Annotated in this window: 21 protein-coding genes; 13 read left to right on the plus strand and 8 right to left on the minus strand. The window is 59.2% G+C overall.

From position 1 onward, the window contains the following. Window positions 1–30: 30 nt before the first annotated feature. Complete coding sequence (locus BJF91_RS00650) at window positions 31–1161, minus strand: GumK N-terminal domain-containing glycosyltransferase (protein ID WP_075612563.1); 1131 nt, start codon at window positions 1159–1161, stop codon at window positions 31–33. Beyond that, entirely contained in the window at window positions 1158–2351 is a 1194-nt protein-coding gene (locus BJF91_RS00655; RefSeq protein WP_075612564.1) for a glycosyltransferase family 4 protein, read from the minus strand. Before BJF91_RS00655 ends, BJF91_RS00650 begins: the two co-directional genes overlap by 4 nt. Window positions 2352–2649: 298 nt before the next feature. On the opposite strand from BJF91_RS00655, the gene BJF91_RS00660 reads away from it, so the two are divergent. After that, window positions 2650–4806 carry a GumC family protein gene (locus BJF91_RS00660; RefSeq protein WP_162843816.1) on the plus strand — a complete coding sequence of 719 codons (2157 nt, stop codon included), beginning with the start codon at window positions 2650–2652 and terminating at the stop codon, window positions 4804–4806. Next, window positions 4803–6125: a hypothetical protein gene (locus BJF91_RS00665; protein WP_075612566.1), complete on the plus strand. Its 1323-nt coding sequence runs from the start codon at window positions 4803–4805 to the stop codon at window positions 6123–6125. The genes BJF91_RS00660 and BJF91_RS00665 overlap by 4 nt, the downstream gene beginning before the upstream one ends. Here BJF91_RS00665 and BJF91_RS00670 read toward each other — a convergent pair. After that, window positions 6068–7105, minus strand: coding sequence for a glycoside hydrolase family 5 protein (locus BJF91_RS00670; RefSeq protein ID WP_407639847.1), 1038 nt, complete (start codon window positions 7103–7105; stop codon window positions 6068–6070). The genes BJF91_RS00665 and BJF91_RS00670 overlap by 58 nt on opposite strands. Window positions 7106–7609: 504 nt before the next feature. Between BJF91_RS00670 and purU the strand changes: the two genes are divergently transcribed. Both purU and BJF91_RS00680 read left to right on the plus strand, forming a co-directional pair. Next, window positions 7610–8494: a formyltetrahydrofolate deformylase gene (gene purU / locus BJF91_RS00675; protein ID WP_075612567.1), complete on the plus strand. Its 885-nt coding sequence runs from the start codon at window positions 7610–7612 to the stop codon at window positions 8492–8494. 287 nt (window positions 8495–8781) lie between these two features. Continuing rightward, a complete protein-coding gene (locus BJF91_RS00680) occupies window positions 8782–11706 on the plus strand; it encodes an aminotransferase (protein ID WP_075612568.1) in 2925 nt (974 codons plus the stop codon). Between the two features lie 12 nt (window positions 11707–11718). Here the strand turns inward: BJF91_RS00680 and BJF91_RS00685 are convergent, their stop codons facing one another. Together BJF91_RS00685 and BJF91_RS00690 are read right to left on the minus strand one after the other, a co-directional pair. Beyond that, complete coding sequence (locus BJF91_RS00685; protein WP_075612569.1) at window positions 11719–11955, minus strand: Lrp/AsnC ligand binding domain-containing protein; 237 nt, start codon at window positions 11953–11955, stop codon at window positions 11719–11721. 148 nt (window positions 11956–12103) lie between these two features. Continuing rightward, the gene (locus BJF91_RS00690) at window positions 12104–13135 is read right to left on the minus strand and encodes a MerR family transcriptional regulator (protein ID WP_075612570.1); all 1032 of its coding nucleotides are present in this window, start codon (window positions 13133–13135) and stop codon (window positions 12104–12106) included. Window positions 13136–13245: 110 nt separating this feature from the next. Here BJF91_RS00690 and BJF91_RS00695 point away from each other — a divergent pair, with 110 nt between their 5' ends. Together BJF91_RS00695 and BJF91_RS00700 are read left to right on the plus strand one after the other, a co-directional pair. Further along, window positions 13246–14259, plus strand: coding sequence for a ligase-associated DNA damage response exonuclease (locus tag BJF91_RS00695; RefSeq protein WP_184412915.1), 1014 nt, complete (start codon window positions 13246–13248; stop codon window positions 14257–14259). Continuing rightward, window positions 14259–15875, plus strand: coding sequence for a cisplatin damage response ATP-dependent DNA ligase (locus tag BJF91_RS00700; RefSeq protein WP_075612571.1), 1617 nt, complete (start codon window positions 14259–14261; stop codon window positions 15873–15875). The genes BJF91_RS00695 and BJF91_RS00700 overlap by 1 nt, the downstream gene beginning before the upstream one ends. A gap of 82 nt (window positions 15876–15957) precedes the next feature. Here the strand turns inward: BJF91_RS00700 and BJF91_RS00705 are convergent, their stop codons facing one another. After that, window positions 15958–16155 carry a CsbD family protein gene (locus BJF91_RS00705; protein ID WP_075612642.1) on the minus strand — a complete coding sequence of 66 codons (198 nt, stop codon included), beginning with the start codon at window positions 16153–16155 and terminating at the stop codon, window positions 15958–15960. A gap of 295 nt (window positions 16156–16450) precedes the next feature. Between BJF91_RS00705 and BJF91_RS00710 the strand changes: the two genes are divergently transcribed. The 3 genes from BJF91_RS00710 to BJF91_RS00720 all read left to right on the plus strand — a co-directional run bounded on the left by BJF91_RS00710 (window position 16451) and on the right by BJF91_RS00720 (window position 17825). After that, window positions 16451–16750, plus strand: coding sequence for a DUF883 family protein (locus BJF91_RS00710; RefSeq protein ID WP_075612572.1), 300 nt, complete (start codon window positions 16451–16453; stop codon window positions 16748–16750). 3 nt (window positions 16751–16753) lie between these two features. Then, entirely contained in the window at window positions 16754–17188 is a 435-nt protein-coding gene (locus BJF91_RS00715) for a hypothetical protein (RefSeq protein WP_075612573.1), read from the plus strand. Window positions 17189–17312: 124 nt separating this feature from the next. Beyond that, the gene (locus BJF91_RS00720) at window positions 17313–17825 is read left to right on the plus strand and encodes a Dps family protein (RefSeq protein ID WP_075612574.1); all 513 of its coding nucleotides are present in this window, start codon (window positions 17313–17315) and stop codon (window positions 17823–17825) included. A 195-nt stretch (window positions 17826–18020) separates the two neighbouring features. Here BJF91_RS00720 and BJF91_RS00725 read toward each other — a convergent pair whose 3' ends face one another. Beyond that, entirely contained in the window at window positions 18021–18221 is a 201-nt protein-coding gene (locus BJF91_RS00725) for a NepR family anti-sigma factor (RefSeq protein WP_075612575.1), read from the minus strand. Window positions 18222–18884: 663 nt separating this feature from the next. Here BJF91_RS00725 and BJF91_RS00730 point away from each other — a divergent pair. The 4 genes from BJF91_RS00730 to BJF91_RS00745 all read left to right on the plus strand — a co-directional run bounded on the left by BJF91_RS00730 (window position 18885) and on the right by BJF91_RS00745 (window position 22463). Then, on the plus strand, window positions 18885–19679 hold the full coding sequence (locus BJF91_RS00730; RefSeq protein WP_075612576.1) for a response regulator: 795 nt from the start codon (window positions 18885–18887) through the stop codon (window positions 19677–19679). 113 nt (window positions 19680–19792) lie between these two features. Next, window positions 19793–20788, plus strand: coding sequence for a sensor histidine kinase (locus tag BJF91_RS00735; protein ID WP_075612577.1), 996 nt, complete (start codon window positions 19793–19795; stop codon window positions 20786–20788). Between the two features lie 130 nt (window positions 20789–20918). Beyond that, complete coding sequence (locus BJF91_RS00740) at window positions 20919–22007, plus strand: zinc-binding metallopeptidase family protein (protein ID WP_075612643.1); 1089 nt, start codon at window positions 20919–20921, stop codon at window positions 22005–22007. A 126-nt stretch (window positions 22008–22133) separates the two neighbouring features. After that, the gene (locus BJF91_RS00745) at window positions 22134–22463 is read left to right on the plus strand and encodes a hypothetical protein (protein ID WP_075612578.1); all 330 of its coding nucleotides are present in this window, start codon (window positions 22134–22136) and stop codon (window positions 22461–22463) included. A gap of 109 nt (window positions 22464–22572) precedes the next feature. On the opposite strand, the gene BJF91_RS00750 is transcribed toward BJF91_RS00745, so the two are convergent. Beyond that, window positions 22573–22737 (minus strand): DUF1328 domain-containing protein, encoded by a 165-nt coding sequence (locus tag BJF91_RS00750; protein WP_075612579.1) that lies wholly within the window; start codon window positions 22735–22737, stop codon window positions 22573–22575. Window positions 22738–23030 lie beyond the last annotated feature (293 nt).

The following is a 23030-nucleotide window of genomic DNA, read 5'->3' on the forward strand; positions in this document are numbered from 1 at the left end:
GTTCATCGATTACTGGCAGCCTTGAACCGGCTATGGAAACAATGCATCGACGGTCTCGTTCCAACTTAGAACACCATCGGTTGCGATCGTCTTACGATCGTAGGTGCCTGCTTTTAAAAAAGCTGCGCGGATCGATCCCGGATCGGCGGGATCGTAACCCAGGACATGATCGCGACCGGCGGCCGCAAACTGCGGGGCAACAATCGGCAACCGGCAATAGCTGTACTGGATCATCTTCAAACTGGATTGACTGAGATAATCGGCTCGCGCGCCGTCGCGGTAGGGTGCAATGCCGAGATCGGCGAATTTGATCAAGGGCACGATCCGCCCGAACGGCTGCTCCCCATGCGCGACGATATTGGCCCGCGCCTGCCTCGGCTCCGCCTTGGCGCCGAACAGATGAAACGTCCAATCGGGATTAGCTGCCGCCATGACGTCGATGGCATCGGCGTCAAATAACATATCTCCGACGCTGACGGCATGCTTGCCGGAACCGTATCTACCATCACGGTAAGGGTTGTCAGTAGCCGCGTCGAAAGCCGCCTTGTCGATACCATGCGGCAGGTAGAAAAGCGGCGCATCCGGCGGAAAATCCAAGGCCAGCGCCTGCGCGAGAATATGGACCCGGTCGTAAAGTCCGAGATTGTCCAGGAGCATGCGCTCGGCGGCTGGCGGCACGCCAATAGTCGAGAGCCGGTCGGCGGCGTGATAGACGATCTGCGCTTTGGGCGCATGGCGGCGAAGAACAGGCGTCAACAGTGGCGACGGGCCGCTTTCGACGAGAATATGGCTGTAGGCGCCCAGGTCCCGCCGCACAGCATTGGGCAAGAATGCGCCAATGCGCGCGAACATTGGATCGGCAAGACGGTTGAGAAATGACCGTTTCAGGTTCATGGGATGAAACAGCTGGAACCAGATGAACTGCCTGAGGTTGCTGCCAAGATCCTGCCAGCGGTTGAGCACATGCTGCTTGGCAAACGCGTAGCGGCCATCCTTCAGGAAACGGCTGATCGGGCTCAGCCGCCAGACCAGGAAATCCACCCGATCACCGCGCGAGATGAGACTATCGGCCATGAAATGCAGATCGACCTTGCGGGGCGCATCGGCGAAATGCTGGCCGGTTACGATCAGAACCTGACGGCGGGACGCGGTCGCGCTCATGCGGTCGCCTCTCGGCGACAGGAACGCGCCGTAGGGAGCGCGCGGCGATAGAGCGCGATATAGCGATCCGCCACGCCTTCCCAGGAATAACGACCGACTTCACCGATCAGGCCACGGCGCAGATCGTTGCCGCTGGCGCTGAGCTTGGCGAAGGCAGCCTCAACGGCTTGCGCGGCAGCGGGTGGATTGGAAAAATCGGCAAGTTCAATGGCCGGATGCTGGGCGGCGAGTGCGCGATAAGCCTCGTTTTCGTGCAGGACAGGCAGCAAGCCGGCACTCATCGCCTCGACGGCGACCAAGCCGAAGCCTTCGTAATCGGAGGCGGAGACGAACAGCGAGGCCTTCTCCATCAACCGACCGAGCAGCTGATTGTCGGGTTGCAGATGCAGGCTGACGTGATCGGCGAGCCCCTGCGTCGCAATGAGCCCACGGACATCTTCAGCCGAGAGGTCCGAGGGTGAGCCGGCGATATCGAGCCGCCACTGCGGATCATTTTTAACCAGCACGGCCATCGTCCGCAGCAATTGCTCGAGCCGCTTATTAACCGAAAAACGGCCGATCGTCAGCATGCGCTTGACCGGCTGGCGCGAGGCCATGCCGGTGAATTTGCTGGTGTCTACGCCGTTCTCGATCAGCACCGAGCGTTTCGGCGCAATGGTCCGGAAGGTCTCCAGATCAGATGCGCTGCAACAAACCACGGATCGGTAGGCGCTGGCCGAAAACCGGGTGAGCGTCTGGAACCAGATCTTCTTGATCGCCGCAAATTTGCGCGTATGGAAAAAGCCGCCATGGGTGGTCGCGATCATCGGCGCGCCGTGCAGAAAGCGGCCGATGGCCAGCGCATCGAAGAAGAAGTCGACGCCATGAACGTGAATAAGATCGGCATCGCCAAGATGGCGGAAGACGGAAAACGCTAGGGGGTACCGGCTGCTGCCGTGATAGGGGATCCTGACCACTTCGACGCCATCGACGACTTCCCGCGCCGGCAAAGACGTTTCGGGATCGGAAAATAGCCGGTCGAGCGTGACGACCCGCACTCGAAAGCCGCGCTTCAGCAAGTGTCGGCTGAGGCTTGAGACCACGTCTTCCAGCCCGCCGCGACCCGGCGGATATTGCCGGACCACCTGGACGACCAAAGGTGCGGTTGAGGCACCTGCCTCCGCTGCCGCTCTCTTTGCGCCGATGATCATCCCAACACCCCTGTTTTAAACGGGAAAAACCTGAAATTTCTTGTCATTTGGTTAGAATGAGTTGAAAGCGTGGTAAAGCTTCTTGTGCATAAATGACCTATCCTTGCACAAACGCGGTAAAGAATCGTGATTAACAGGCCAAATTGTTAGGTATCATTAACCATAGCCTGCCATTTTGAGCTGCCGAATACCTCCTGAACGGTTAACAAGGCCCAGAGTTTCGGCCTTATGGCCAACCAGGGAAGACGAAGCCTCTCGGAAGGACCACCAGCTGGACGCTACGGTCCTGGACATGAAAATGGACATCGACATTTTTCAAATTCCCGGGATATTGCGGCGGCGCTGGTATTATCCCGCCGCTTTCGTCGTGCTGTTTGCAGCGCTTGCGCTCATCTATGCGCTTGGCCTGAAACCTGTCTATGTCTCCGCAACCCAGATCCTGCTCGACCCGCGCGGCCTGTCCGCCTCAAGCAGCGAGAGCCGGCTCCCGGCCACCGCGACCCAGAGCGATCCCGGCATCCTCGACAGCCAGATCTATGTCGTGCTGTCGAGTGCTGTTCTCAGCGACGTCGTGAACCGGCTGGACCTGACCAAGGATCCCTATCTCTACGCCGCAAAACCCGGCAGCGGCGCCACACCGGACGAGGTGATGGCCGCGACCATTGGCGGCCTGATCCGCCACATCAAGGTCGAGCGCGAGGGACAGTCCTTCATCATGTCGATCACGGTCGAGCATCGCGATGCCAAGAGCGCCGCCGATATCGCCAACATGATCGCCACAGTCTATCTGAAACAGCTGGACGAGGCCCGCGCAGATGCCGCCCGCCGCGCCAGTGGTGCCTTTCAGGCCCAGGCAAGCGAATTGCGCGACCGGGTGTTGAAGGCCGAAACGGCGGTCGAGGAATTCCGTGCCGCCAATGGCCTTGCCTCGACGGGCGTCACCGGTCTGGTCATCGACCAGCAATTGGCCGGCCTGAACCAGCAACTGATTGCCGCAAGGGGCGCCGAAGAGCAGCAGCAGGCCATCTACGATCAGACCCGTAGCCTGACAGCTGCCTCCATCGAAAACGGTAATATTCCGGAAGCCGTGCAGTCCAGCACGATCAGCCTGCTGCGTGATCGCTTTGTGCAGTTGCAGGATCGGCAGGCGGAGGCAGCTACCAATCTCGGCGCCAATCATCCGCAGTTGAAGGCGATCAATTCTCAAGTTGCCGCCATGCACCAGGCGATCCAGCAGGAACTGGACCGCGTGCGTCAGTCGATGAAGCTCAACCATGACCGAGCTGTCGCCAACCGCAAGGCGCTGGAAGCTCAGTTGCAGAGCCTGACCAAGACCAGCTTCGACAGCGGCTCGCGCCAGATCACGCTGCGCCAGCTGGAAAGCGAGGCCGATGCGGTCCGTACCATCTACAAGGCCTTCCTCAACCGCGCCGAGGAACTGAGCCAGGAACAGACGATTTCCATCAACAATTCCCGGATCATTACCGAGGCCGTGGCGACACCGAAATCAGTCGCGACCCTGAAGATCATGATCCTCGCTGCCGCCGTCCTGTTCGGACTGGCTTTCGGCAGCACGCTCGCTGTAATCATGGAAATCCTGACGGCCAGGCGGTACGGCGCAGTTCCGGCACCGGTCGGTGCCAGCGCCAACGCCGCGGCAGCCCCCATCACGCGCAACACAATCGAACCGGAACCAGCCGTAACTAGAACGGATGTGACACTGATTGCCGATGCGACCCAGCGCTTCACGACAAAACCCCGCGCCCGATTCGGCGTAATTGGTGCCTTCGCAAGACGGCTTGTTTCACCCCTTTCTCCGGCTCCGGCTTCAGACGCTGACGATCGCGCTGCCGGCTCCGCCTGGGCCACCGCTGTGGCGGCAACCACGGGCTTTCTTTCCGACTGCAGCCAGGGCTATGGCCAGATGACTGTTGTGTTTACGGCACTGGGCGAACCCAAGGCCGCTGCCTTCATTGCCGATGTCGCGCAAAAGCTGGTCGAGCGCCAATACGGTGTCCTGCTGGCCAACGGCGCCATGGCAAGCCGTCGTCTTGCCATCCGGCAGGGAAACACCGCCAGCGGCAATGGCAGACCGAGCCTTGCTCAGGCTTTGCAGCAGCCGGATCTGGAAGATGCGCCGCTGTCTCATATTCTCAGATATGAGCGGCTCGGATTTCCGGCCCAACGGCAGCAGGCGCCGGCGACCGGGGGGCGGCCGACCTATTCGCGCTTCATGGAACAAGCAAAAGCAAGCGAGACCGATTTCACCCTGATCAATGCCTGCGGTGTGGCCGGTGAACAGCATTTGACCGCTTTGGCTGCCGAGGCGGATCTGATCCTCGTCCTGACAACGCCCGCCGAAGAAGCGGCTGGCAACATGGGCCGCCTTTTGGCGCGGCTGGGTGAGGACGGCGAACGGGTGATGGGCCGCATCGTGCTTGAGGCGGCAGGATGACGGCTGCGGCCACACAGGTGTCCGAGCACGGCGAGAACGTAGCGGACGACACCGGTACAGAACCCGGCCATTTCCTGCCCGAAGGGCTGGTCCACGCAGTGGCCTCTTTTGCCGTGATCGGCGGGCTGCTGCTCAATCTTTTCCTGTGCTTCGTCAACACAAGGATCATGCCGGTCAGCGACACCCATGTCATGCTGGGCGAAATGACAATGTTGGGCTCAGCCTTTCTTCTGGCCGTCGACCGGCGCCCCGGTCTCTACCTGACCCTGCTTCTCTTCGTCAGTTACATGCTGATGATCTTTGCCCTGCGCGGCGCGCTGGATCTGAAGGCGCTGCGCGACGTATTCATTCCGGTCGGCTTCTATTTCATGGGCAAGCGCGTCGCCCGCGTCGGCCTGGCCGACCGGCTGGTGATCGTCTGCGGCCTGATCGTACTGGTCGTGGCGCTTTACGAATATCTGGCGCTGGAGAGCTACCTCGATTACTTCAACGTGCTCGGCTATTACATCGCCCGCGGCACCGTCACCCTGCAGGAAAGCTTCGGCCAGACCCGCGGCCTGTTCATTTCCGGCCTGAGGCCCGAGCCGCGCACGCTGCTGCCGTTTCTAGGCCAGCACCGCGTCTCCTCGGTGTTTCTCGAACCTGTTTCGGCCGGCAATTTCGGCGTCATCTTGTTTGCCTGGGCACTGTTTCGCCCCACCATGCCCTGGCGGCTAATCGTGATTGCCATGGCGCTGACGGGCATCGTGCTGGCCGATGCGCGTTTCGGCTTTTTCACCTGCGTGGTGATTACAGGGCTGTTGCCGGTCTACCGCTTCATCCCGAAAACCGTCTGGCTGGTAGCGCCGTTTATTCTTTTGGCCGTGATCGCCGCCTATGGGCTGATCGTCGGCGCAGAAGGTGGCGCTAACGACGTCTCCGGCCGCCTGAAAGTCACCGCCGCCATTCTCAACCATTTGGATCTGCAGGTGGTGCTGGGGTCAAAGACCACGGATCAATTCACCGCCGATTCCGGGATTTCCTATACGCTGACCAATTTCGGCCTGTTCGGCTTTGTCGGTCTCTGGGCCGCCTTCGTGCTGTCACCGATGCAGGACGCCAAGGCCTGGGCTTTCAGGGGCATGATGGTGGTTTACCTCCTGCTGCTGATGCTGATTTCCAATTCCTTCTACTCCATCAAGACAGCAGCCCTGATGTGGTTCCTGATCGGCACCGCCGACGCTGTGGATTGGACCGGTTTTGCAGCAAGAGGTCTAAAGCTTCAGCGATTGCGCAAGGACGGGCAATCGGAAGCCGAAGCGGAGAAATCGCGCAGGTAAGGCGTAAGGCCCGCAAGCTGCGGGCGGTCGCCGGATTTACCGGGCTGGATGTTCAGCATTTCCGTCTCCGGCCACCAGTCGCCCGCCACCCAATAGGCCCAGCCAACCCAGCGATCTGGGTTCTTCTCCACCACACCCGCCATCTTTCGGATACCCTCGACGCAGGGCGGAGCGCCGGGCGCGCCGAATTCTCCGAGGTAGCCGCGCTTGTCATTCTTGCGCAGCCAGGCAGTAAAGGCCTCAAGCGCGCTCACGGCATCGTCGGCACGGCTGCACTCATCCTTGGTGCCTGAAAAATCCGCATCGAGATATTGATGCACCTCGTATGCATAATTGTTGGCCGGGTCCTTCACGCCAAGCATCACCTCGCCATTGGCGCCGCCATAGCCATCGCTCAGCCAGCTATGGGCGCCGGTCCAGGACACGCCGGGCACGAGAATGAGGTTTTTCGCTCCGACCTGCCGGATGGCGGCGATGGCCGCATTGACGGCTGGCAGCCATTGGCTGGCCGGCATATCGAAGGGCTCGTTCATCAAGCCGAAGACGATGCTGGGATCATCGACATAATGGGCGGCAAGCCGCATCCAGAAATCCGCAAAGGCCTCGGTCGGCACGTCCGGACCATTGATCTGCTTCTGGTTGTAGACGGCGAAATTATGCGGATCGAGCACGACCCTGAGCCGGGCCGCCTTCAGCCGCGCCACCGTATCGTCCAGCCGCTTCAACTCGGCCGGATCGAGGCCACCTTTGAGCTTGGGCTGCAACCGCTCCCATTTGAACGGCAGTCGCACAGACGTAAAACCCTTTTCGGCAAAATATCGAATTGTCTTGGTGCTCGGATAAGCATAAGCCCTGTCCGGCGCCCCGCCAATCTCCCCGAATTCCGCACCCGACAGGTTGACGCCCCGCATGCAGGCCTGGGCAGCAAAAGCCTCAGCGCTCACCAAGGATGTTGCCGAAAGCGTGATCGCCACTGACATGGTGACCGCCCTCCTCCAGAAAGCCTTGCCCGTTTCAGTCTTTACCGCCGCCATCATGGCTGCCATGCGCCTGTCCTCGTTTGTAATGTCATTGCAGAACAGGCGCCTTACCTCTCTGCACACCAAGCAACCAATAGAAGCCATCCGCCTGTTGCACAGAGCCGGAAACTCTCAACAGCGCCGCATAACTTATCCGTTAAATCCCAAGGGATAACAGCAGAAAACTGCGATTCGACATTTTACGAAATGCGGCGCTTTAAGACGCAGGCAGACCAGCCTTTGTTCCGCGAACCCGGCAGCTTAGCACGCAGCACCCCTTGCCTCTTTTCCTTAGAGGAAAAATAGTTTACCAGAACTTCCAGCGATCCCTAGAGATCTACCGGGATTGACAATGGATTATGCATCATAAATCAGAAGGCGAGACAACCCGCTTGTTGCACAGGTGCTGGTTTAACGGGTGCGGCACCGAGCGGCTCCCATATTGGAAGATGAGAGGAAGACGAGATGACGAGTTATGTTCTGACGGTATCCTGTCCATCAAAGCGCGGCATCGTCGCGGCCCTGTCCGGATATCTGGCAGAAATGGGCTGCAACATCGTCGATAGTTCGCAGTTCGACGACCTCGCAACGGCCCGCTTTTTCATGCGCGTCAGTTTTATCTCGGAGCAAGGCGCAACCCGGGAGCAGATCGAGGCCGGTCTTGAGCCGATTGCCAAGAGCTTCATCATGCAAACCGGTCTCTACAATGCCGCCGACCGGGTCAAGGTGTTGTTGATGGTCTCCCGCTTCGGCCATTGCCTGAACGACCTGCTCTACCGCTGGAAGATCGGTGCCTTGCCGATCGATATCGTCGGCGTCGTCTCCAACCACTTCGAATACCAGAAAGTCGTGGTGAACCACGACATTCCCTTTCACCACATCAAGGTGACGAAGGAGAACAAGGCGAAGGCCGAAGCGCAGTTGATGGATGTCGTGGTACAGACGGGCACCGAACTGGTCGTGCTGGCCCGCTATATGCAGGTACTGTCGGACGATCTCTGCAAGAAGATGTCGGGCCGGATCATCAACATCCACCACTCCTTCCTGCCAAGCTTCAAGGGCGCAAACCCCTACAAGCAGGCCTATGAGCGCGGCGTGAAGCTGATCGGCGCCACCGCCCATTATGTCACGGCAGATCTCGATGAAGGCCCGATCATCGAGCAGGACGTGGCCCGTATCACCCATGCCCAAAGCCCTGATGACTACGTGTCGATCGGCCGCGATGTGGAAAGTCAGGTTCTGGCCCGCGCCATCCACGCCCATATCCATCACCGTACCTTCATCAACGGCAACAAGACCGTCGTCTTCCCGGCAAGCCCAGGTTCCTACGCCTCGGAACGCATGGGCTAAGTCCAGCAATACAAGTGTCCGCAACCGCACACAGCAAGGCGCTCCTTTTCCAAGGGCGCCTTGCTCCGTTCCGTTTTGGGGCATCTTCCGGCGCGAAATCGCGCTCTGTCCACACCTCAAAGGATTGTTGTCCATGCTATTTTAAGGTTGGGCGATAGACGCGCCGTTTCTCTCTGCTAGAGTTTGCGAGGAAAATCAGCGGCCGGCGCCGGGAACCGGTTTCGAACCGATCCGTTCCCACGGGCGGGACAGCTCGGTCTCGTTGGCGATTCTGCAGGAGGCAGTTCATGCCCAATACAATTCTCTTTCACCGCACGGGACTCGCACGTCCCCAGGTCGGAGCAGAGGCTGCAGCTGCCCTGCTGAAAGAGCATTACGGCCTGGAAGGCCATATCAAAGAACTGGGCTCACAGCAGGACCGCAATTTTCGCGTGGACACAGCCCTTGGCCGCTTCGTTCTGAAGATCTGCCGCCAGGACTACAGCATGGCCGAGCTCGACGCCCAGAATGCCGCCATGCGGCATCTGGCGCAACAGCCGGATGCACCCTCGGCCCCGCAGCCAGTCGCAGCCCTCAATGGCGAGGAAATTCTTACCGTCACCCTTGGCGAAGAAAGCTATCACGCCCGGCTGTTGACCTATATCGACGGCGAACCGCTCAGCCGCCGCCGCTATCTCGCGCCCGACAGCGTCAGGGCTGTCGGCGCCTTTTGCGCACGTATTGCGCTGGCGCTTGCCGATTTCAGCCATCCCGGCCTGGAACGCGACCTGCAATGGGATCTGCGGCGCGCCGGTCCGGTGACCCTGCATCTCTTGGCCTCGGTCGGTGAGCAGAAGCGCCGTGACGACGTCGCCAAGGCGATGATTGTCACCATGCGCCATATCAACCCACTCATCGAAAACCTGCGTTTGCAACCGGTGCATCACGACCTGACCGGCGACAATATCATGGGCGTCTCCGATGCAGCCGGTCGGCTGGTTCCCGACGCGGTGATCGATTTCGGCGACTTGGTCAACGGCTGGCTGGTCGGCGACCTCGCCGTCACCTGTGCCGCCCTGCTGCACCAGGCCGATGGCGATGTTTTCGCCGTCCTGCCGGCCATCCGGGCCTTTCACGATCTCTATCCATTGACGGATGCGGAGGTCCGGGCGCTCTGGCCGTTGGTGGTTGCCCGCGCCGCCGTGCTGGTCGCCAGCGGCGAGCAGCAATTATCGATCGATCCCGACAATGATTATGTTGCGGGCAATCTCGAACACGAGCGCGAGATCTTCACGCTGGCTACCTCCATTCCCTTCTCAGTGATGGAAGCGGCGATCATGACGGCGCTCGGCAAAGATCTGCCCGACGAACAGCCCGTTCTCGGACGGCTGCTGCCCGGTATCGATCCGCTGACCGTCAATCTGACCGACCTGTCGACACTGAGCCCCGACCTGATCGAAGACGACTGGGCCGATGCGCAGATCGACTGGAAATTGCTGGCCAAGGCTGCGGCTGACACAGGCGTCGCCGCCACCCGCTATGGCGAATGCCGGCTCTCCTATACGCGGCTGTTGTCACCGCGCATGCCTGCCACTTTTGCGCTCCATGTCGATGCCTGCCTGCCGGCTGGCACCGAAGCTGTCGTGCCCTTCGATTGCGTGCTGAAGCGGACAAGCCAGCATTTTATCCTGATGGCGCCGGATCTCGCCTTGCACATCCACGGGCTGGAATGCCAGCTGGAAGACGGTACCGAATTGCAGAGCGGCGCGCCGCTCGGCAAAATCGCCGGGGCCGAGGGCTCGGTCGGCGGCCTCAGGTTGCAGCTCTGCCGGGATCAGGACCTTGTGCCGCCGCTGTTTGCCCGGCCCGATCACGCGCACGCGTGGCGCCGCATTTGCCTGTCTCCATCAGCCCTGTTTGGCATCGATCTCGATGCGCCCTCGGTACGAAATGACCGCCTGCTCGCCAGCCGCAAGCGCCATTTTGCCAGCCCACAGAAGCATTATTACCAGCAACCGCCACAGATAGAGCGCGGCTACCGCGAACATCTGTTCGACATGGCGGGCCGCGCCTACCTTGATATGGTCAACAATGTCGCGACTGTCGGCCACGGCCATCCGCGTCTTGCCCATGCCGCCTGGCGGCAGTGGTCGCGGCTGAATACCAATTCCCGCTTCCATTATGGCGCGGTTGCGGAATTTTCCGAGCGGCTGGCTGATCTTGCGCCCGAGGGGCTTGATACGGTTTTCCTGGTCAATAGCGGCTCGGAAGCGGTCGATCTTGCCATTCGCCTCGCCTGGGCCGCCACCGGCAAACGCAACATCGTCAGCCTCAAAGAGGCCTATCACGGCTGGACCGTGGCAAGCGACGCTGTCTCCACGTCGATTGCGGATAATCCTCGTGCGCTGGAAACCAGACCTGCCTGGGTGCGGCCTGTGACGGCCCCCAATAGCTTTCGCGGCACCTATAGGGGTGACGCCAGCGCCTCTGCCTATGCAGCTGAAGTGGAAAAGACCCTGGCGGAGATCGATGCCAGCGGCGAAGGCCTGGCCGGCTTCATCGCCGAAAGCCTGTTCGGCAATGCGGGCGGCATCGTCCTGCCACCGGGCTATCTCGACGCCGTCTATGGAATGATCCGGGAGCGCGGCGGGCTTTGCATCGCTGACGAAGTGCAGGTCGGCTATGGCCGACTTGGCCATCATTTCTGGGCCTTCGAGCAACAAGGCGTCGTGCCGGACATCATCACGCTTGCCAAGGGCATGGGCAATGGCCAGCCGCTGGGCGCCGTCATCACCTCGAAGGCAATTGCCGATGCGCTAGAACAGGAAGGCTATTTCTTCTCGTCTTCAGGCGGCAGCCCGGTCAGTTCGGTGATCGGCATGACCGTGCTCGACATCATGCGTGACGAGCAATTGCAGACCAATGCCCGCGATGTCGGCGATTTCCTGCGCGAAAAGCTCGAAGACCTCGCTGCCGTCCACCCCCTGGTCGGCGCTGTCCACGGCATGGGGCTCTATCTCGGCCTAGAACTGGTGCGCGACCGCGAGACGCTGGAACCCGCGACAGAAGAAACTGCCGCGATCTGCGAACGCCTGCTCGACCTCGGCGTGATCATGCAGCCGACCGGCGACCATCTCAACGTCTTGAAGATCAAGCCGCCGCTGTGCCTGACCTATGAGAGCGCCAGCTTCTTCGCGTCGATGCTGGACAAGGTCTTGAGCGAAGGCTGGTAAGAACCAGCACCGTCAGAAAGCGGTAAATGTCATTGTCGTCAGCGAGCGCACCACGCCCGGCACGGCGGAAATGTGTTCGTTGACGAATTTGCCGACATCCTGACCATCCTCGATATAGACCTTCATCAGCAGATCATATTCGCCCGACGTGGAGTAAAGCTCCGAGACGATCTCCGCCTTGTAGATCGCATCGGCCACCTCATAGGTCTTGCCGGGCACGCATTGCAGCTGAACGAAGATAGGCTTCATGAGGATGGATCCTGGATTTTGCGTCGAGGTGGAACGGGGCATGAGCTGACGCACCCATGCCCGCACTATTCCCATGCGATATCCCAAATGCAAGCGGGATGTCACCCCTGCAATCGCTTGGAATGAGGCTCGGCGCGCCGAACTGCCATCACGCCGTTGGCCTGAAGGCAATGACACCATGGCTGCGCGCCCGGACCTCCGGTGTGGCAAGACACGTTGATAGCGACTCGTATCCGGGAGCGCCGGGATAGGGTTGCACCACGGTCGGAACACCGTGATTGGCCGGACAAAACAGGATTGCCTCATTGCTCCCAACCGCCTCCAGATCGAGGATGGACGACGAGCGGGTCATCAGAAATAGAGGCCGATGCGGTGAGCAGCGCAGGCGAAGATAGCTGATCAGCGCCTCCTGCGTCGCCCGATCCAGCTCCTGTTCAACCATGTCGACAACCAGACAGGCCGGTTCGTTCGCCTCCGTCCACGCCAGCAGCGCCGTCAACGCTTCCGAGGGAGAGCCCCCCTCTTCGACAAGCCACGTCAAGGCGCTCTCGACGTTCGCTTTCAAGCCGGGATCGCCGTCGAGCCGAGTGTGTGCGGGCGAGCCGTCTTCGGCGAGCCGATCCAGTCCAAGGAAAACCGCGTTCGGCAGGGCTGCGGCAATCTCCCGGGCAAGGCGGGTCTTGCCGCTGCCGAGTGGGCCGACAATGTAGGTGATGGGGCGGATATCCAGAAGCTCAAACCGCTCTCCGTCCCATGGCCACGGTAGTTCCAGGGAAAGGCAGGCATCTCGCACAGGTTTTGACAGGCCGGCAAGCTCGCACAGAGAGGGAATATGGCCGGCAGCGATGCTTTGGCGGAGAAGCCGGATTCGCTCAACCGCCGCCACTGTGTCGCCTATGCCTTGCTCAAGTGCCGCCTGCTGCTGGGCGAGAACCTGTTCCAGGCACTTTACGTCACCATGCAAAACCCGCTCGACGGCCATAAGGCTGAGACCAAGGCCGCGCAAAGCCAGGATCTCCTTGGCGCGGCTGATCTCCGTTGGCCCATAGGTTCTCCAGCCTGCCGACGTGCGCAGCGGCATAAGCAGGCCCCTCTGCTCATAGAGACGCAAAGTCTTTGCGGAAACGCCCAGCCGGCGCGCCGCTTCCGATGGATTGAGATAGAGAGCGGAATGAGTCACGAATCACCTCGTTCGTTGTGGACCGCCATCTCTTTGGGAGCGGCCCCAGGGGCCGGGTCAAGCGCCTTTTCGCCCTACACTTCCCGCAAGCTTCGCCCTATTTTAGCTCTATGATCAAGCCCGAGGCCCTGCTCTTTCCCACGCCCGCCGGTCTCTATTGTCCGGTCGGTGATTTCTATGTCGATCCCGTGCGTCCTGTGGATCGGGCGCTGATCACCCATGGCCACTCCGATCATGCCCGTTCCGGCCATGGCCGCGTGCTCGCCACGCGCCAGACGCTCGATATCATGGCCTTGCGCTATGGCGTAGACTTTGCGGGGTCTGAGCAGGCGATCGATTTTGGCGAAACCATCCATCTCAACGGCGTCGAGATCGGCTTTCATCCGGCTGGCCATGTGCTGGGCTCGGCGCAGATTGCCATCGAACATGCGGGCGTAAGGATCGTTGTGTCCGGCGACTATAAGCGCCGGCCGGATGCGACCTGCACAGCGTTCGTGCCAGTTCCCTGCGATGTGTTCATCACCGAGGCGACCTTTGGTCTGCCGGTGTTTCACCACCCCGATCCGGCCTTGGAAATAGGCAAGTTACTCGCTTCGCTCGAACAGTTTCCGCAGCGCAGCCATCTGATTGGCGCCTATGCGCTGGGCAAAGCGCAGAGGGTCATCTCGCTGATCCGCCAGGGCGGCTATGACAAGCCGATCTATATTCACGGCGCGCTGGCCAAGCTCTGCGATTATTACAGCAGCCAAGGCATCGAGCTTGGCGAGTTGCGTCCCGCCACCATCGAAAACGGCGGCGCCAGCCAGTTTGAGGGCGCAGTGGTTATAGGTCCGCCTTCGGCCTTCAACGACCGCTGGGCGCGACGCTTTAACGATCCCCTGGCGATTTTTGCATCGGGCTGGATGATGGTGCGCCAGCGCGCCAAGCAGCGCGGGGTGGAACTGCCGCTGGTGATATCAGACCATTGCGACTGGCCGGAATTGATCGAAACCATCGGCGAGCTGAAACCTGGCGCCATCTGGGTGACCCATGGCCGGGAAGAGGCACTGGTGCGCTGGTGCGAGCTGAACGGCATTGCCGCCAAACCGTTGCATCTGGTCGGCTATGAAGATGAGGGGGACTGATGCGCGCCTTTTCCACCCTGCTCGACCGCCTGGTCCTGACGCCCAGCCGCAATGGCAAGCTGAAGCTGCTCTCCGATTACTTTGCAAGCGTGCCGGACCCGGATCGCGGCTATGCGCTCGGAGTGCTCGCTGGCACGCTCGACCTGAAGGCGGTCAAGCCGGCGCTGCTGAAGGAGCTGGTGCTGGAGCGGATGGACCCGGTCCTGTTCGGCTATTCCTATGATTATGTCGGTGATCTCGCAGAAACCATCGCTCTTGTCTGGGATCAGGACCGGGGCGAAAAGGCCGAACGCGCCGAGCCCTCGCTGGGAGAGGTCGTCGCCCTCATGCAGTCGCTCGGCCGCACCCAGGTGCGTGGCGCCGTACGTGATTTGCTGGCCACGCTCGATCCATCCGGCCGCTTCGCCTTCCTGAAACTGGTTACCGGCGGCCTCAGGATCGGGGTTTCCGCACGACTTGCCAAACAGGCGCTGGCCGATATGTCTGGCAAGGACATCGTCGAGATCGAAACGCTCTGGCATGGATTACAGCCGCCCTATGAAAGCCTGTTCGCCTGGCTTGAAGGTGGCGCCGACAAGCCGGTTCTCGCGACCCCCGCCATCTTTCACTCGGTCATGCTTTCCAACCCGGTCGGCGACAGCGACCTCACCGGGCTCGATCCTGCCGACTATGCCGCGGAATGGAAATGGGACGGCATCCGCGTGCAGCTTTCGCGCCACCGTGACACCTGCCGGCTTTATTCCCGCTCAGGCGACGATATTTCCGGCGCCTTTCCAGACATTGTCTCGGCCGCCAACTTCGATGGCGTCATCGATGGCGAATTGCTGGTGGGCGGCACGGCGCGCTCCAACCAGCCGACCCGCACCTTTTCGGACCTGCAGCAGCGGCTGAACCGCAAAAGCGTCACGGCAAAGATGCTCAGTGATTATCCGGTTTTCATCAGGGCCTACGACATTCTGTTTACCGGCGAGCGCGATGTGCGCGGCTTGAACTACGATGAGCGGCGCGCGTTGCTTAGCGATATCGTCGATGCCGCCCCTCATGACCGCTTCGACCTGTCGCCGCTCATCCCGTTTTCCAGTTGGGACGAGTTGGACCGACTGCGCCACGCGCCACCCGATCCTGTTATTGAAGGGGTGATGATCAAGCGGCGCGACAGCATCTATCAGGCTGGGCGTGCTAAAGGCCCATGGTTCAAATGGAAGAAGCAGCCGCTGAATGTCGATGCTGTGCTGATGTATGCCCAACGCGGCCATGGCAAACGGTCGAGCTATTATTCAGACTTTACCTTCGGCGTCTGGATGGCCATGCCTGAAGGGGGAGACCAACTGGTGCCGGTCGGCAAGGCCTATTTCGGCTTCACCGATCAGGAACTGGAAGTGCTCGACAAATATGTGCGCAATAACACTATAGAGCGCTTCGGCCCCGTCCGCTCCATCCGCGCCGAGCCGGATCATGGTTTCGTGGTGGAAGTGGCCTTTGAGGGCCTGAACCGGTCAGGCCGGCATAAATCCGGCGTTGCCATGCGCTTTCCGCGTATCGCCCGGCTGCGCACCGACAAGCTGCCGCGCGATGCCGACCGCCTGGATACCCTGCTGCACATGCTGCCGGCATAAAAAAGCGGCGCCAGGACCATCATGGTTTCCGGCGCCGCCACCGCTAAACGACATCATGTCGTCCGACGCGGTTCAAGATATATTAGTGGCGATTGACCCATTCGTCGATCTCTCGATCGGCCTCATCCTGGCCTTTTCCGTAAAGTTCCTGAATTTTGCCGCTCAATTGTTTGCGATTGCCGGCGATGACGTCGAGATCGTCACCCGTGAGCTTGCCCCATTGAACCTGGGCCTTGCCCTTGAATTGTTCCCAATTGCCTTCGATACGGTTCCAGTTCATGGCTGTCTCCTTTTCGGTTGCAAATCCATCGCAGTGCGGATTTCGGCGCCTCAGGTAAATCTTCGCCTGGAGGCTTACGTCCATAAAACACCCTCAAGTCGCAGATTGTTCCGCATAGGCTATTCCCATGAGCTAATGGTGCGGCTTCTGCGATGATCTGATCCTTTTCGCAGGAGGCTGACGGGTTAGTGGATGAAAATTGGGAACCCTTGCCGCAGATCGACGTTTGTCAAGGGAGCGAGCGCGCAGACGTGTTAGGTGTCTGCACAGCCACAACATCCAAAGGAGCTGGTCCATGGTAGACATCAACGAAGCCGTCAACAATGCCGAAGCCGATGCACGCGCCAAGGAACTCGAAGCGCAGATAGAGCAGCTGAAGCACGACGTAGCCGCCTTGACCAGCACGCTTGCATCTTTCGGCAATGCGACATTGCACCAGGTCAGCGATAAGGCCGCCGGCGCCATCAATTCTGCCCGCACAAGTGTGTCGGCCATGGAGCAGGATCTGGAAGATAAGATCCGCGAGAAGCCACTTCAGTCCGTGGCCATTGCTGCCGGTCTCGGCTTCATTTGCGCCCTGCTGTCGCGGCGCTAACCGATGTTCGGTCTCCTCGCACGGCTGTCTCTGGTTGCTGCCGAAGGCGTGAAGCCCCGCATTGACAGGGCCAAGCGAAACGCCGTCGCCGGCATGATTGCCGGCTTCTGCTTCCTTGTGGCTATTGTCGCAGGTATCGTTTCCGGCTGGATTTTTCTCGCCGCTGAGATTGGTGCAGGTCCGGCAGGGCTGGTGATCGCAGGCATTGCCGTTTTGCTGGGCCTCATCGCGTTGGCGATCGTTTCGGTGATCAATCGCCGGGAAGAACGTCGTCGGATGTTCCTGCAGACGGCTACACTCGCGGCCACCGACCCGATTACGACCGGTCTTATGGGGCGGCTTCCGGGTATGCTGAAGGTCAACCCGGTCGTTGGCGTCGCAGCGGTTGGTATGCTCGCTTATCTTTTTGCGCGCAGTCAGGGCATCGGCCGCAAATAACGGTTTATTGCCGTCAGACGAAGCTTTCAGAGCAAGGACGCCGAGATCATCGATTTCGGCGACGCCTTCTGCTGTCCTCTGGCGGACGCGATATTAAAACAAGATCACAAAACAGGAGATAATCATGGCTAAAGTTGCAGAAGTTCTGAAACCACGCGCCCGTGACGAAAAAATCAATATCGGCCTGGAAGACAGCTATCGCCAGCAGGCTGCAAAGGATCTCTCGGAGATTCTCGCCGCAACCTATGCTTTGACCATCAAGACCCAGGTCTATCATTGGAACGTCGTTGGCCCGTTGTTCAAGCCGATACATGAACTGACGGAAGAGCATTACAATACGCTGTTTGCTGCGGTCGATATTATCGCCGAACGTATTCGGGCACTCGGCCACCTCGCCCCGGTCAACCTGCAAAACAGCAGCAATTTCTCGCCAAAGAGCGGCGAGACACAGCATCATGCCGCTATCGACATGGTTCAGGACCTGATCGCCGATCACGAAGAAGCGGTGCGTCAGATGCGCGAGGCCGGCGAGGCTGCCGACGAAGCCGGCGACCTGGTGACCGCAGACATGTTGACAGACCGGTTGACCTTTCATGAGAAGGCACTTTGGATGCTGCGGGCAATCATCGCGGCTTAATAGCGAAGCATCCGGCACTGCATGGTAATACCAAGCGGTGCTGGAGGATTTCGTTCACGCTTAGCAAAAGCGGACGGTATTCCTTGGCGTTGAAACGAAAAAGGCCGGATTGCATTGACAGTATCCGGTCTTCTTTTATGCTTTGTCGTTGTCGAATGCCAAGACCGTTTCGCTATTGTTCAGCGTATCGATGACTCAGTTGTCACCAATCTTGGATTTCGCGGCTCTTTCGGCGGCGTCCAGTTTCTCGAGCATGTCGAGAAAATGATCTGGCGTGCCTTCCTCAACAATCTCATCGTAATAAGACTTCAACTTTAACGCGATGGTCGCATTTGCATCGGCCCGACTTTGTTTCGTCGGCTTCTTCGCGGGCTTTGGGATTTTTTGTTCGGACATGAGCACGCCTGCGGCCTGGGAAAGGGAAATTCGTCGGTGGATCAGATTATACCAGCAAATCGCTCGGGACGAGAATAGGAAGGCCGCCCAATAAACAATAATTGCCGCAAGTGAAGAGATAATGTCGGGAATTCATGTCGTAACCTTAGAACGCGAGAATGTTCGGAGAGACTGCATAGCCGTTTCGCTTGACTTTTGTTAACTTTGATCGCCTGCATCTGTTCGTGATCCATCGCAATCTGTTTTTTATGCCGGCCATGCTGTAGAACACAATTCATGAATTTTAGGGGGGTCGGCATATTCAAAACTGCGTGCTTCTCACAAATCCATTCAAGGCTCGGAATATCTGCACCCAACGGATCCGAAGCCATATGGTTCCAGTCATTGGGCCTTGAATTGAGCACCTACGGCGCATAAGATTCCCGCCATAATCTTTCAACCATGACGATGGTCGCGCTCCTCAAAATCGTCCCTAGCACTAACAGCGACAGGTTTTGTAGCGATTGTTTTAGGGCATCGAACGAACGTGATCTGCTGCTACCGATAACCACCGCCGCTACTCTGAACCCTTGGGAAGACTGATGGCGGAAGATTGGAACTTTTTTTGGATCCCCACGTTTGCTAGCGAGTTTATGCTGCATTCGTGCAAACTGGAGAAACTTGATGTCCCTTACCACCCGCGTCGCCGCTCATATTCCTTATTTGAGGCGATATGCCCGAGCCGTCACGGGCTCGCAGACGTCAGGTGACGCGTATGTCGCCGCTGTTCTGGAGGCTTTGATCGCTGATCTGTCGATCTATCCTGAAGCCAGTAGCGACCGGGTTGCTCTTTATAAATTGTTCGTGACAATCTTCGGTTCCACTCATATCGAGATCCGCTCGATTGCCTCGCCCTTTGCCTGGGAAAATCGTGCCGCGTCCAATCTGCTCGCCGTGCCCCCGCGTGAGCGTCACGCTTTCCTGCTGATTTCAGTCGAAGGCTTCACCTACGAAGAGGCGGCCGAAATCCTTGGCGTCGACGATGCCGAATTCCGGGCCCTGTTTAACCAGGCATCCGTTGAAATTTCCCGCCAGGTCGCAACCGACATCATGATCATCGAAGACGAGCCGCTGATCGCGCTCGATATCGAACAGATGGTAGAAGATCTCGGCCACCGCGTGACCGGCATTGCCCGCACCCACAAAGAAGCCGTGGAGCTTTACGGCCGGACCAATCCGAAGATGGTGCTGGCTGATATTCAGCTTGCCGACGGCAGCTCCGGGATCGACGCAATCAACGACATTCTCAAGGTCGATACCGTTCCGGTCATTTTCATCACCGCCTTCCCCGAGCGCCTTTTGACCGGAGAGCGGCCTGAACCGGCTTTCCTCGTCACCAAGCCGTTCAACCCTGACATGGTCAAAGCGCTCATCAGCCAGGCGCTGTTCTTCAACGAGCGCGCACATCAGGAGGCCTGACGGCGAGACGACGGAACAATCACATTCGCCGTTTAGAGACTGTTTAAACTGTGCGGGAGCATGGATGCCGCCGGCACCCTCTCGGGAGGGCGCTTGGCGCTGGAGAGAAGCACTTGGTACATCGGCTGACATGGTTCGAACCGCAGCGTGCTGATAGGCCTTTGCGCGAGTTCTTCATCACGGCCCTGCTGGATATTGGCGCGAGCCTGACCTTGCAGGACATGGACGGGCGATACATCTGCATTACCTCGCTTCCACAAAGGTGGCCGCTCGCCCATGGCGAAGAGCCGAGTGATGATTCGATATTCGGCCCGGAGATAGGCGCGCAGTTGCGTGAACTGAAAGCCGGGCTGACCGACACCGGACAGGGCGCCGAGCTGAGCGTCGAGCCGGGCGATGATACGGTCTTCGAGTTTCGTTGCCGAATGATCCGCATCGGCCCCGAAGAGGTCTGCATGATGACGATTCTGGTTGATCGCACCGAAGAAAAGCGGCGCGAGCGACTTCTGCGGGCCTTGCTGCGCGAGGTCAGCCATCGGTCGAAAAACCTGCTGGCGATCATCCAGAGCATCGCCTTCCAGACCGCACGCTATTCCGGCACGCTCGACCAGTTCCTCGGCAAATTCCGGGGGCGACTGCATGCCTTATCGATGTCACAGGACCTGATCACGGATTCCAGCTGGCGTGGTGCTTATTTTCAAGACCTGGTTCGCCAGCAACTGGAAAAATACGTACCGGAAACGGCCAATCTCATTCAGGTCTCCGGGGATAATGTACTGCTATCCCCGAATGCCTCTCTCCATATCGGCCTTGCGCTGCATGAACTGATCGTCAATGCGGTCAGCCATGGCGATTTTATCAGCAGGCGGAGAAAGATCGACGTCGCATGCCACCGGCAGTGGACCAAGAATGGCGAGGAAATTCGCGTCACCTGGAACGAACCGGTAGAAACGATGACCGATGAAGACCTGGATCGCGCCAAGGGGCGGTTTGGCAGCACCGTGCTGGAGCGGGTTGTTCCCGCTTCCGTCAATGGCCATGTCGTTCACCGCTTCGACAAAGACAGCGTCTATTACGAGCTGACCTTTCCCGTCGAAGCGCATGAATGACCGCGTTTGCGTTCAAGTCCCTCACTAATAACGAATTCCGCATAAAAAGGGGAACAGACTCCCCCGCCAGCGCTTTGGTGCGCTAAGCTGCTGCGCTGCGATCACGCGCGCGGCAAATAAAGGAGCCATGATGCGCCTGTTCAACTGTTCCAATTGTAAAACCGTTGTATTCTTCGACAACACTCAATGCCTGTCCTGCCAGTCCCAGCTCGGCTTTCGGCCCTCGGAAACCCGCTTCCTTGCCATGGATGCCGATCATACCGCGCTGATCGATGGCATGAGGCAGGGTGACCCGATGAGGCTCTGCGCCAATGCGCAGCATGATGCCTGCAACTGGCTGGTGGAAGATGTCGCGGATTTTTGCATCGCCTGCCGCCACAATCTGGTCATCCCTGATCTGTCGAGCAGTGACAACCTGGAAAACTGGCGCAAGATTGAAAATGCAAAGCATGTCTTGTTCTATTCGCTGCTTCGTTTCCACCTGCCGATCGCCGAACGTTCAGATACCGTGCCTGACGGTCTGGCCTTCGAGTTCCTGGAAGACGATTCGGCTCTGACCGGCGGTCAGCCAGTCATGACCGGCCATGATTCCGGGCTGATTACCCTGAACATCGCCGAGGGGTCGGACGCCGAGCGCGAAGCCAGGCGCGTGGCGCTGGGCGAGCCGTTCCGCACGCTGATTGGTCATTTCCGCCACGAGGTCGGCCACTACTACTGGAACGTTCTGGTTCGCGATGGCGGCCGGCTTTACGACTGCCGGGCGATTTTCGGCAATGATGAAGAAGATTACGGCGAGGCATTGCAGCGCCACTATGCCAACGGCCCGGCGCCGGGCTGGGAAGGCAGTTTTGTCAGCGCCTATGCCTCCAGCCACCCATGGGAGGACTTCGCCGAGACCTTCGCCCACTATATCCACATCGTCGATGCGCTCGAAACCGCCTATGCCTTTGGCCTGCGGACCCGGCCGGCCATAGAGCCGGAGAGAAAGGCGACGCAAGAGGAAAACATGGCCGTGAAGGTAGATTTCGATCCCTACCGGTCAGAGGATGCTCGGGCTTTGGTCGAGGCCTGGGTGCCGCTCACCGTTGCCATCAACAGCATCAACCGCAGCATGGGGCAGCCGGATCTCTATCCCTTCGTGCTATCGGAACCGGTGCTGGTCAAGCTGGATTTCATCCACAACCTCATCCACGCCGCGACGGACACCCGCAGCTGGTAACCAGCCTTGACGGCGTCTGTTGCCATCTTGCAACAGGCGCGTCGGCGGGCTTCGCAGCCGCCCTGTCGCTGCCGGAACAAGCAGGTCTCCCGGACATTCTCCCCGCAAGGGTAAGGGAGATCAGTCATGGTAAGCTTTGCGGCAATAATGGTGATTGTTGCTTGTCATCCCGAGCGGGCCGATTGCTTGAAACAGCCAGTCGCCGTCATCAATTATGGCAACTTGAGCCAGTGTCAGACAGCCTTGCCGGTGCGTCTGCGCCAGCTCGATGAGCGGACATTGAAATTGTATGGCGATTGTATTCCGGTTTCCGCCGACCTGGTGGCCGGTAAGATCGGGATCCGCTCGATGCTGAGCGAGAATCAAAAGCAGGATTTCGCTAAGGGTAGTTCTAACGAACGCCAAGGCAGCGGCAAAACTGTCTCGGCGGTCGCGCTTGACGATATTAACCGCTAGGTCGCCGAGAGGCCTTATTATTCCAATGATCAAAAGCGAAAAGGCCCGGACAAAACCGGGCCTTTTCGTTCTTCTCGATGTCCTGCGCTACCGCCGGACGTTTCCGGGGTTAGACCCGACGAAACAAGCGGCTGACCAGCGACAGCAGGAAGAGAACGATGAAAATGAAGAACAAGATCTTCGCAATACCGGCCGAAGCACCGGCAATGCCACCAAAGCCCAGAGCGGCGGCGATCAGGGCCACTACGAGGAAGACGAGAGAATAGTACAGCATCGATGAAGCCTCCTTTTGAAACTGCTTAAAAAACGAAACCGGGTGCTTAAAGTTCCCTGCCGATCTTCAGCGGGACAGTTTTCTCGCATCAGGCACACTTTTGGGGTATAGAGTGTTCCAAGAACAGACAGCAGCATGACCGACGTAGCGAGTTATTATCCCGCCACTGGCAAGTGCCCTGGAGAAGCGCGACGCCGGCCTTAATCTTTGAAGGAAGAAGCGACAGGGAATTTTCTGCGCTGGCAAACGGAACCTTCATCGGTATCACTCGTTAAGGCCGCACGTTACCCAAG

The organism is Gillisella taibaishanensis, assembly GCF_001938985.1.
Classification (GTDB): Bacteria; Pseudomonadota; Alphaproteobacteria; order Rhizobiales; family Rhizobiaceae; genus Allorhizobium; species Allorhizobium taibaishanense.